We start from the raw sequence: 10,852 nt of genomic DNA on the forward strand, positions 1-10,852 counted from the left end.
TGGATGTCTTTTAATGAGTTCAGCAAATTTTCTGGCTGAAAAGCCTTCTTTTCTTGACTCAAGCATTAATGCAGTACGATCTTCAAAGTTAAGATGATGGTATGACAATTTTATATACTCCATAAACCCTTTAAATTAATTAGGTGGTTTATGTCGCACTTCAAGTTTTACTCTGCCAACCTATGAGACTCCATATAAAAAATAAATAGCCTATTTTCACGTTCTGAAATAGATAAATATTTATAATAACTAACCAATTAATCCTATTTTTGGGTTGATTGGTTAGTTTTATTTATATATCTATTTTTTAGTCTGAGTTAAATAAGGTGCTTTTTACAATTAATAATTAAATTTTGTTAGCATGCGCGGCATAGAGAATAAGAACTGTTGATATGAATTATGACTGATCAATTAAGAGCAAGATTTGAAAATTTAGAGCTTAATGCGGGTTTAGGAAAAATTAGTGCCTTTATATCCATGGCATTAAGCTTACTTTGCTTATTTGGAGCTTTATGTTTTTTGTTTCCCAGTGTGCTGACAACCCCAGAGTTACGTCCACTTTATGCAAAGCACTATAATCTTTTTTATTATGGCCTCATTACAGGCATTATTATTAGCGGAGGTTTTGGAGCATTTAGTGCAATCATCCGACAAAATAGATATGGCTTTTATGGTTTATGCTTTGCACTCATCGCAGCAGTCTTAGGCTGTGGTGTTATTCATGCTCCAGTCATTCCAAGCGTACCATTTTATGCAGGCATTGATTATTTTGTACTTACCCTAGTCATCTTGGCTTTTATTTTTATACCCCTTGAAGGCTTTTTTGCTAAAAACCCTGAACAAAAGATCTTAAGAGTGGGCTGGGTGACCGATATGAAATATTTCATGGTCAGCCATATTGGTATTCAACTATTTAGCTTCTTAACGGTTATGCCAATTCAATATTGGATTACGCATTTACCTGATAACCCAATTGTGCCATATGTTCAAGCTCAGCCGATTTGGCTGCAATTCATTGAATTGCTCATTGTGGTTGATTTTACGGTGTATTGGTTACATCGAGCCATGCATGAAGTGAACTTTTTATGGCGTTTTCATGCGATTCATCATTCGACTGAATATATGGATTGGTTAGCATCTTCCCGTTTACACGTTGTCGAAGTTTTAATGACTCGCTTTATTGCCACTTTACCGATTTTTCTTTTAGGGTTTCATACTTCTGCTGTTTTTGCCTATTTAATTTTTATTTCATTTCACGCTATTTTTATTCATTCCAATGTACGTTTTCGATTTCCATATTTACGTTGGTTTATCGCAACACCAGAATTCCACCATTGGCATCATTCCTCTGAAAAACCTGCGATTGATAAAAATTACGCTGCTTTTATTCCACTTTATGATGTTATTTTTAAAACCGTATATATGCCAAATCACTTGGCGAGCGTGTATGGTACGGTAGGGTATAAAATTCCAAATAGTTTTATAAAACAGTTTACTTGGCCATTTAAAAAGTATGTAAAACGCTTTTTAAAACGCTGGCGTGACCAGTAAATATTAAAAAAAAGCCTCAGTTCGAGGCTTTTTTATATAGTTATTTATTTTTAAAATTTTTAATAATCATCAGAAGGGCAACCAGTGACAATAAGATAATAAAACCGATGTAACTATTTGCCGTACTCATCAGCCCAATTTTTCCTACAAAATACCCAGCTAAAATTGCAGGAATACTAAAAGCCAAATAACTTTCAACAAAAAAAGCAGCCATAAGACCCGCACGTTCTTCAGGAAGCGCCAATGGCATTACACTACGAATGGCCCCCATAAACGCTGTACCAAAACCAACTCCAGTAATAATAGAACCTAAAAATAGAATTACAGCATTAGTCAGATTAATAGCGACAAATAAAACAGCTGCGCCAATAGCAATTGAGAGCGTACCTGTTAATAAAATACGAAAATTTGTCGACTTTCTAAGCGTTAATATCCCTGCTGCACCTGAAAGGGCGAGCGCCATAAACATAATCCCGTTTAACCATGCCGATGACGTGTGGAAAATTTTTGCTAATAACGATGGCATGAGTGACAAGAAGAAACCACTGACCATCCATAGTGCAATATTAATTGGGCTAATAGTCAATAAAGCGCTTTTCGTTTGTGGAGGAATCGCCATCGCAGGTTTTAAAGAGGCAAGAGCGCCGGATCTTTTTTGCGCTGTTTCGGGAGTAAGAAAACTTAAAATGAGTTCCAAAATAAGAAGAAAGCATAAGAACTCAAAAACTACCCGTAAGGGTTGAGTAGAAAACTGTAAAATAGAACAGGTCAGAAAAATCCCAACAGCCATGCCTATCATGGGTGCGATACTATTAATCAGTGAACCATGTAACTTACTAAAATCTAAAATTGCTGCCCCTATAGCAGAAACTGCAAGACCAGTTGCTATACCTTGTAAGCCTCGTGCAATAAATAACATTGAAACATCTGATGCAAATAAGAAAAAACTCATCGAAATAATTTGCAGAGAAATAGCGGCAATGATAACTGGACGACGTCCAATATAATCAGACAGTGACCCAATAATGAGTAATGATCCCAGCAGTGTAAAAGCATAGGTTGCAAAAATTAAAGTCAGTGTGATCGGTGAAAATTGCCAGAGCTGTTGGTATAGGCGGTAGAGTGGGGTTGGTGCACTAGATGCAGCCATAAATGTCATGAGCGTAATTGTATTGAGTGTCAAAGCACTCGCGGCATCTAATTGAAAAACAGCTCTTGACCGTTTTGAACTTGAATTGTTCATAGAACATGAATAACATAAAAGCGAATATTTAGCTTTTATACATTATTTTTACACTAAAGCAAATCCTTAGCTTTAGTGTATTTTGTATATAGATATAAATATTTATAAATTTTTCGTGACCTTTACAGAGTTTATAAATGGCAAAAGTTGTTACTGGATTACGCCCTGGTGGCCGTAGCGAAAGAATACAAACCGCGGTACATAATGCTGTAAAAGAATTACAAAAAGATTTCGAGCAAAGCCAGATTACCATTCCAATGATCGCTTCACAGGCGGGAGTAACACCTTCAACTATTTATCGTCGATGGGGAGACATCAATCAGTTATTTTCAGATGTAGCTTTAAATGAACTTAAACCTGATATGGAACCCAAAGATTTAGGTTCGTTTAAACAAGATATCACAGCATGGGTTGAGCAATATTTTGAAGAATATGCTTCCGAGGTGGGACAAGATTTATTACGAGATGTTCTGTATACATCAAATTCGGATTCTAATGCACGTATGTGCGAAAGTTTAATTATTCAGCAACTCGACATTATTCAAAATCGTGCAAAATTACGAAATGAGTTCACTATACCGAACCAAGAAATTATCGAAACTGTAATTGCACCCATGTTATTTCGGATTCTATTTACTAATCAGGAATTAAATTTAGATTACGTACGTAGTCTTTTAAAACGTCTATTTATTTAAAATCATAGAAATATGTTCGTCTTTTTAGTTAAAAATGGCTCATTTAATTAGCCTAAGCATATAGGTTTTTGTTTTTATTAAATAATTATATATCAATATTTCTTATTATTTAAAAATTAAATTCTCATAATTTAGAATAAATATGAATTTATTTTAATCATTTATTTTTGAAATGATGGTTTTATTCATTATAAAATTAATACTGAAAGCATTTAAGGAAGTTTTAAAGAATATAAATCATATAATAAACATGGAGTTATCTTGAATTTTAATTATTTTTAAGAAATTTAATTTTTTAAAAAATCCGTAAAATAATTGTTTTGTATACAAAAATATACATGATTTTTGAATTTAACATTTTTTAAATTTATGACACAGGGTGTTTTTTATTCTTTACAATGGCTTCACTTCCTTTAAAGCAGCTTGTGGTGCACGCTTTATATTTTATTTTTTTATCCCCATCGAACAGGTATTTAGATAATGGATTTCAATACCCTTGACCAAGAAACGGTACAGAAAAAACAGAAGTTTCACCAAATTTTGTATGTACAGGTCATTTTTGCAATTATTTTAGGCGTTTTAATAGGTCATTTTTACCCTGAACTTGGACAAAGCTTAAAACCTCTTGGTGATGCATTTATCAAGATCGTTAAAATGATTATTGCTCCCGTAATCTTTTTGACCGTGGTTACTGGTATTGCCAGCATGACGAACATGAGTCGAGTTGGGCGTGTGACTGGTAAAGCTATGCTATATTTCATTACTTTCTCAAGTCTTGCACTTGTGGTTGGTATGATTGTGGCAAACATCATTCAACCTGGTAAAGGCCTAAATATTGATCCAGCGACCTTAGTCAGCGATAAAGTAAATACTTACGTTGAGAAGGCTCATGCTACCAATATTACTGACTTCTTCATGAATATTATCCCGCAAACACTGGTAAGTCCGCTTGCTGGTGGTGAAATCTTGCAGGTTCTATTTGTGGCAGTACTATTTGGTATTTCTTTAGCTGCTTTAGGCGATCGTGCACGTCCCATCACTGATTTCCTAAATAACTTAACGGCACCAGTTTTCTACTTGGTTGGCATGTTAATGAAACTTGCGCCAATTGGTGCTTTTGGAGCTATGGCATTTACTATTGGTGCTTATGGAATCGAATCAATTGGTAATTTATTACTATTGATTATGACTTTCTATATTACAGCTGTGCTGTTTGTATTAATTGTTCTAGGTGCTGTGGCACGCTATAACGGCTTTTCAATTATTGCTTTGATTCGTTATATCAAAGACGAGCTTTGGTTGGTTTTAGGTACAAGTTCATCTGAAGCTGCTTTACCTTCCCTCATGGATAAAATGCAAAAAGCAGGTTGTGAAAAATCTGTAGTGGGCTTAGTCATTCCTACAGGTTACTCATTTAACCTTGATGGTACTAATATTTATATGACCATGGCTGCTTTATTTATTGCACAAGCATGTAATGTAGACTTATCCATTAGTGAACAGCTTGCATTACTTTTAGTGGCAATGGTGAGTTCAAAAGGTGCAGCAGGGGTAACGGGCGCAGGCTTTATTACACTGGCCGCTACTTTGTCGGTTGTTCCATCTGTACCAGTGGCAGGGATGGCGCTAATTTTAGGTATTGACCGTTTTATGTCTGAGTGTCGTGCTTTAACTAATTTAATTGGTAATGCATGTGCAACAATTGTTGTTGCCCGTTGGGACAAAGCTCTGGACAAGGACGTTCTAGATAAAGCATTAGGAAAATCTAAAACGAATTAATTATTTAAAATTTTAATTCGAAATAAAAAACCTGTAGCAATTGGCAATTTGGGAGAGGCGCCATGCTACAGGTTTTATTTTATCTAGTCGAAAATTTAATTTAAAAAAACTATCTTCTATGTAAATGCTTAATTATGGGAGGTCAGTATAAAATTTCTCACAAACTCTCATATAGATCTACTTATGAAGTAGAACTTTTGAGGTGCCTATACTGAAAATAGTATATGCAAAACAGCTCAAGCTTACGCCTTTAAGTGATCCTCAAACTCTTCACCTAATTGCATCGCTAAAGCGTTACCAGCCAAATCACACGTGACTAAGCCATACTCTTTTTTAAAACTGAAGGTGAAACCTTTTCCATCGGCCAAGTTTTTAACCGAATACCCTAATTTTTCTAACCAAATACGGAACGCAATTAAATTTTTAGCTTTAACAACCTTTTTCACGTGAGAACTCCTTCTATCCGTGTCTTACACCTTATTTATTAATAGGGATTTACTAGGATTTTTTAAAGGGGGAAAACTTTGTTTTATTTTGCAACTTGTAAAAAAAGTAATAGAGATAAACCAATCTTCTTCATTTTATGAATTTATTCAGTTTTTGTGTAATCATTTTTATCACTAATAAAATTTAACTATTTAATTTTTATAATTATTTTAAAATACAAGAATTAGAGTAAATTTTAATCAAAACAAATTAATTTAAAATCAATAAATGTAAAAAATAATTTCACGAAACATGCCTTATTCAAAAAGATACAGTTCTTAAAATTAAACTGTATCTTTATATAAAGCCAAAAAATTAGAAATTATCTTTTAAACTACGTAATTGAGCGAACTCATCTACACTTTCAGCACGTAAAAATGGATTGGTTGCCAACTCAAGTTCAATACTACTTGGTAGGGTAATTTTACCTTCCGTGCGAAGCTTACGAACTTGTTCTGCACGTTCTTGTAAGGCATGATTTTCAGGTTCTACGCTTAAAGCAAACTCAGCATTAGAAAGCGTATATTCATGTGTGCAATAGACTTCAGTTGTGGTTGGAAGGGCAGCAAGTCGATTTAAAGAGTGATACATCTGTTCTGCCGTACCTTCAAATAGTCGGCCACATCCCATTGCAAACAAAGTATCTCCACAAAAGAGCGTATTCAACTCTTCAATAAAATAAACAATGTGTCCTAAGGTATGACCAGGTGTCGCAATAATCTCTGCTTTTAAATCATTAAACTTTAGATGGTCATCATGTTGAAGAGGATGGGTAATACCAGGAATTTTACTTAATTCATCTCTTGGACCATATACAGCTAGAGTGGAATTTGCCATTAAATCTGCAACGCCACCAATATGATCTTTATGCCAATGTGTAAGCCAAATTTGCTTTAAAGTTAAATGATGCTCATCACAAAATTGAGTGACTAACTCAGCTTCTGTTGGATCAACTGCAACAGCTTCATGAGTTTCAGTATCTTCTAAAATCCAGATATAGTTTTGTAGGGCATTTTGCACATCAATAAAATGAATTCTATAACGCATTGTTTTATCCTGAAACCAAATCCAAAGAGTAACCACTAATTTTGATGATAACAGAAAATGGCATTAAGCCATGTACTCAACTTTTTAATAACAGGAGACTATAAAAACAAAAAGCCCCCGATTAGGGAGCTTTCTATATAAATGAGTTAGCGTATCTTAGAGAGCCAGTTGCCTAAAGTCTGTACAATCTGTACCAAAAGCAAGAGGATAATCACTGTTAAAATCACAACGCTTGTATCAAAACGTTGGTAACCATAAGAAATGGCTAAGTCACCAATACCACCAGCACCAACTGCGCCAGCCATAGCGGTCGCACCAATAAGGCTAATCGTAGCAGTCGTCAAGTTCAAAATAAGAGAACTGCGAGCTTCAGGTAAAATAAAGCGTGAAATAATCTGCCAAGGTGTTGCACCCATTGCTTGAGCAGATTCGATAATTCCTTCATTTACTTCAAGTAGGGAAGTTTCAATAAGTCGGCCCATATATGGTCCAACATAAATTGTTAAAGGAACGATTGCCGCCCATGTACCAATCGAAGTACCTACCAAGAACTTTGTAAGTGGAATAACTGCAATAAGCAAAATAATAAATGGCAGAGAACGCAGAGCATTTACAATTGGGTTAAGTAAATGATAAATGAATCTGTTTGGTAAGATCCCTTCTGGGCGAGTTACAAGCAGAATAATGCCTTGGATGAAGCCCCAAATACCACCAAATATAAGCGCAAAGAACACCATATTAAAGGTTTCTTGTAAGGCAGTTACAAACTGGTCCATAGAAAGGGAACTGTGCCAGAAAGGCTGAGTAAGTTCAGTTAACCATTGTACGATTAAATCTCTCATACTTGATCTCCTGATTGAACTACGCTCACTTCATTTTTCTCTAAAAACTCAATCGCTTGACTGATCAACTGCGGGTCACCTAAAAGCTGTACAAACATTTGACCAATCACTGTGCCATTAATTTCAGTCATATTGGCAAATAAGATATTTAAACTAATATCATATTGTTTAATAAGTGACTGAATCACAGGTTCTTGAGCCGAACGTCCTAAGAATTGTAGGCAATAAATGCTGTGGTGATGTTGATTTTCTAATTGATTTAGAATGTTAACTGGCAACTGTTGATGTAAAACAGTTTGTATAAAGTTTTTAGTTGTTGGATGCTGAGGATTACTAAAAATATCAATAGTTGAGCCTTGCTCAATCACTTTACCAGCTTCCATAACTGCAACATGGTCACAAATAGATTCAATGACATCCATTTCATGAGTAACCATAACGATAGTAATTTTCTGTTCTTGATTGATTTTCTTTAAAAGCTCTAGAACTGATTGAGTAGTTTGCGGATCTAGTGCAGATGTGGCTTCATCGCATAATAAAATTTTAGGATGATTTGCCAAAGCACGAGCAATACCAACACGTTGCTTTTGACCGCCAGAGAGTTCATCTGGATAGGCATCTTTTTTATGCTTAAGATCAATAAACTCTAATAATTCATTTAAACGCTTTTCACGTTCTGCTTTTTTATAATTTAGCAGACGCATTGGCATTTCGATATTTTCAGCAACTGTTTTGGTTTGAAGCAAATTGAAATGCTGAAAAATCATACCAATATTTGCACGCTCCTGACGTAATGAACGTGCATCTAAAGCAGTGAAGTCCTTTTGATTAATAATAATCTGACCTTCATTTGGTCGTTCGAGTAAATTAATCAGGCGAATTAAAGTACTTTTACCTGCACCACTATAGCCAATAATGCCGAAAATACTGCCCTCGGGAATCTCTAAATTGATTTGATCGAGTGCGCGTATGGTTTGGCTTTTGAGCTGATAGTGCTTTGAAATGTTTTTAAATTGAATCATATCGTCAGAAACTATGCTTGAAAGAAAAAACAGGCAAAGATAATTTGCCTGTTTCACGTTTGGGCTATTATATTACTATTTAGCTTCTGAGAGATAGCTGATTGGTTTGTCTACGTCAACTTTTGTTCCACCAAAGTGTTCTTCAATGTATTTTTTAACAGCTGCAGTGTGGTAAAGCTTACCAACTTTTTGCAAGACAGGATCATTTTTACGTGATTCAGCAGTTGCTAGAACGTTTACACTAATTTTTGAGATTTGATCAATAGGTTCATAGAACATAGAATCTTTGAGTACGTTTAAACCTCCCTCGAGTGCTATGGTATTATTTAATACAACTGCATCAAATTCATTTTTAAGACGTAATGCAGTTTCCATTTTGATTGGTTTGATGTTGATCTTTTTGGGATTTTCGATAACATCAATTGGACTGCCCTGAACAGGATTATAGTCAGCTTTAAGCTTGATTAAGCCAGCAGTTTGTAACAAGAGTAGCGCACGAGATTCGCTGGCAGCATCATCCGGGATTGAAATAATTGCACCTTCAGGAAGTTCTTCAATTTTTTTGTATTTACTTGAATAAATCCCCATTGGCTCAATATAAGTGGTAGAAACCGCTGCAATCTTATCCGGGTTTGAATTATTAAATACAGTAAGATAAGAATAAGCTTGGAATGCGTTCAAATCTACTTCTTTATTTGCAACTGCTGTATTCATTGAAACGGAGTCTGAGAAGTTTTTTACTTCTAACTTCAGTCCAGCAGCTTGGGTTTCAGGTAAAGATGCGATATAACGCCAAATGTCAGCATCCGAACCTGTAGAGGCAATTACTACCTTTTGTACTTTGGAACTATCATTGTTTTGTTCGGCTTGTTGAGCATTTTCTTGTTTGCTACATGCTGTCAATAATACTACTGACATGCTTAAAAAAAGGCTGATCAGCTTTTTCATTTAAAAAAGTCCTGATTAAGATATAGAACAATAACGATTGATCTATATCAATATGAAAAGAGAGGAGTTGGAATTACAACTAGTCTAAACTCTGTGATCTTTTTCTGGGGTTCCATAATTTGCTTGCATATTTTGGCTATAACAGAGGGTAATTGTTTAATAAACAAAAACTGTTTCCCCAAACAGTTCATCCCCAACAGTAGCCAAACGAGCATTCATAAATTTAGAATATTAAAAAACTCTCTACAGGCATAATTTGTAGAGCAAGTCTTTATGGAAATTATTAAAACAGCAGTGTCTGATGACAGTTACAACTATGTACTAATGATAGCAATAAAAATGTAGTTGATATAGAGGGCTTTTTTCTATTTGTTGATATCTTAATAAATAGACCTCTTGCGAAAGTAAAAACCACCTCAATCTAAATTTCATGAGATATCAGAAATTAAATCGTTTTTCAGATTCTGAATTCCAGCGCTTGGTTGGTGTACCTCGACCAGTTTTTAGTGAAATGATCGAAGTTTTAAAAGAAGTAGAATCACTTAAAAAGAAATCTGGGCGTCCTCATACTTTAGCTATAGAGGATCAATTATTATTAACACTCAATTACTTACGGAATTACAGCACTCAATTGGAGTTGGCTGCAAATTACCATATCGCTGAAAGTAATGTGAATCGAACCATTAAAAAGGTTGAAGATGCATTGATGAAATCAAGACGGTTTACTCTGCCAAAACGAAGCATTACCACAGCAGACGAACAGTTTAACTGGGTCATTATTGATGCGACAGAATGTTCAATAGAACGTCCGAAAAAAAAATCAGAGTAAGTTCTACAGTGGTAAAAAGAAGAAACATACGCTAAAAGCACAAGTGATCTATCATCCGAACAGCAAACAAATCATAGGGCTAGATATATCGAATGGCAGTCAGCATGACATTAAATTGGCAAGAAGAACGGTTAAAAAATTCAAACATTGTAAATATGTTATGACCGATTTAGGGTACTACGGATTAGAGCAAGATGGCTTTAAATTATTGATGCCAATAAAGAAAAAGAAGAATTTACCCTTATTTGATGTTGAGAAAAAGTACAATAAAATGATTGGAAAAATACGAGTTGTGATCGAACATATTAATAGTCAATTGAAAACATTTAGAATATTAAGTGAACGCTATCGAAATAGACGGAAAAGATTCGGTTTACGCATTAACTTAATCGCTGCACTGGTAAATCGGA

Annotated in this window: 10 protein-coding genes and 1 pseudogene; 4 read left to right on the forward strand and 7 right to left on the reverse strand. The window is 34.8% G+C overall.

All coding sequences use genetic code 11. From position 1 onward, the window contains the following. Nucleotides 1-123, reverse strand: a pseudogene (locus J671_RS26225) (helix-turn-helix domain-containing protein); the annotation flags it as partial. A gap of 276 nt (nucleotides 124-399) precedes the next feature. Between J671_RS26225 and J671_RS23630 the strand changes: the two are divergent. Continuing rightward, on the forward strand, nucleotides 400-1,551 hold the full coding sequence (locus J671_RS23630) for a sterol desaturase family protein (protein WP_031983686.1): 1,152 nt from the start codon (nucleotides 400-402) through the stop codon (nucleotides 1,549-1,551). 40 nt (nucleotides 1,552-1,591) lie between these two features. On the opposite strand, the gene J671_RS23635 is transcribed toward J671_RS23630, so the two are convergent. Continuing rightward, nucleotides 1,592-2,794, reverse strand: a complete 1,203-nt coding sequence (locus J671_RS23635) for an MFS transporter (protein WP_031983687.1) — start codon at nucleotides 2,792-2,794, stop codon at nucleotides 1,592-1,594. Nucleotides 2,795-2,931: 137 nt separating this feature from the next. On the opposite strand from J671_RS23635, the gene J671_RS23640 reads away from it, so the two are divergent. Beyond that, nucleotides 2,932-3,489 (forward strand): TetR/AcrR family transcriptional regulator, encoded by a 558-nt coding sequence (locus J671_RS23640; RefSeq protein WP_002049198.1) that lies wholly within the window; start codon nucleotides 2,932-2,934, stop codon nucleotides 3,487-3,489. Nucleotides 3,490-3,969: 480 nt separating this feature from the next. Next, entirely contained in the window at nucleotides 3,970-5,268 is a 1,299-nt protein-coding gene (locus J671_RS23645) for a dicarboxylate/amino acid:cation symporter (RefSeq protein ID WP_002049225.1), read from the forward strand. Between the two features lie 242 nt (nucleotides 5,269-5,510). On the opposite strand, the gene J671_RS23650 is transcribed toward J671_RS23645, so the two are convergent. The 5 genes from J671_RS23650 to J671_RS23670 all read right to left on the reverse strand — a co-directional run bounded on the left by J671_RS23650 (nucleotide 5,511) and on the right by J671_RS23670 (nucleotide 9,613). Beyond that, a complete protein-coding gene (locus J671_RS23650) occupies nucleotides 5,511-5,714 on the reverse strand; it encodes a hypothetical protein (RefSeq protein ID WP_000758190.1) in 204 nt (67 codons plus the stop codon). Between the two features lie 355 nt (nucleotides 5,715-6,069). Beyond that, on the reverse strand, nucleotides 6,070-6,801 hold the full coding sequence (gene gloB, locus J671_RS23655; protein WP_031983689.1) for a hydroxyacylglutathione hydrolase: 732 nt from the start codon (nucleotides 6,799-6,801) through the stop codon (nucleotides 6,070-6,072). A 146-nt stretch (nucleotides 6,802-6,947) separates the two neighbouring features. Next, nucleotides 6,948-7,643, reverse strand: coding sequence for a methionine ABC transporter permease (locus tag J671_RS23660; RefSeq protein ID WP_022575478.1), 696 nt, complete (start codon nucleotides 7,641-7,643; stop codon nucleotides 6,948-6,950). Continuing rightward, on the reverse strand, nucleotides 7,640-8,665 hold the full coding sequence (locus J671_RS23665; protein ID WP_004708029.1) for a methionine ABC transporter ATP-binding protein: 1,026 nt from the start codon (nucleotides 8,663-8,665) through the stop codon (nucleotides 7,640-7,642). The genes J671_RS23660 and J671_RS23665 overlap by 4 nt, the downstream gene beginning before the upstream one ends. Before the next feature lie 75 nt (nucleotides 8,666-8,740). Beyond that, nucleotides 8,741-9,613, reverse strand: coding sequence for a MetQ/NlpA family ABC transporter substrate-binding protein (locus tag J671_RS23670; protein ID WP_004708030.1), 873 nt, complete (start codon nucleotides 9,611-9,613; stop codon nucleotides 8,741-8,743). Between the two features lie 430 nt (nucleotides 9,614-10,043). Between J671_RS23670 and J671_RS25600 the strand changes: the two genes are divergently transcribed. Then, nucleotides 10,044-10,852, forward strand: a protein-coding gene (locus tag J671_RS25600; protein WP_155765201.1) for an IS5-like element ISAba27 family transposase whose coding sequence is annotated in 2 segments (ribosomal slippage) — nucleotides 10,044-10,424 and nucleotides 10,426-10,852 — 808 coding nt annotated over the 2 segments. Because the reading frame shifts where the segments join, the coding sequence is not laid out codon by codon here. This gene is flagged as partial in the annotation.

Source organism: Acinetobacter sp. 1130196 (assembly GCF_000588095.1).
In the GTDB taxonomy this organism is placed as follows: Bacteria; Pseudomonadota; Gammaproteobacteria; order Pseudomonadales; family Moraxellaceae; genus Acinetobacter; species Acinetobacter nosocomialis.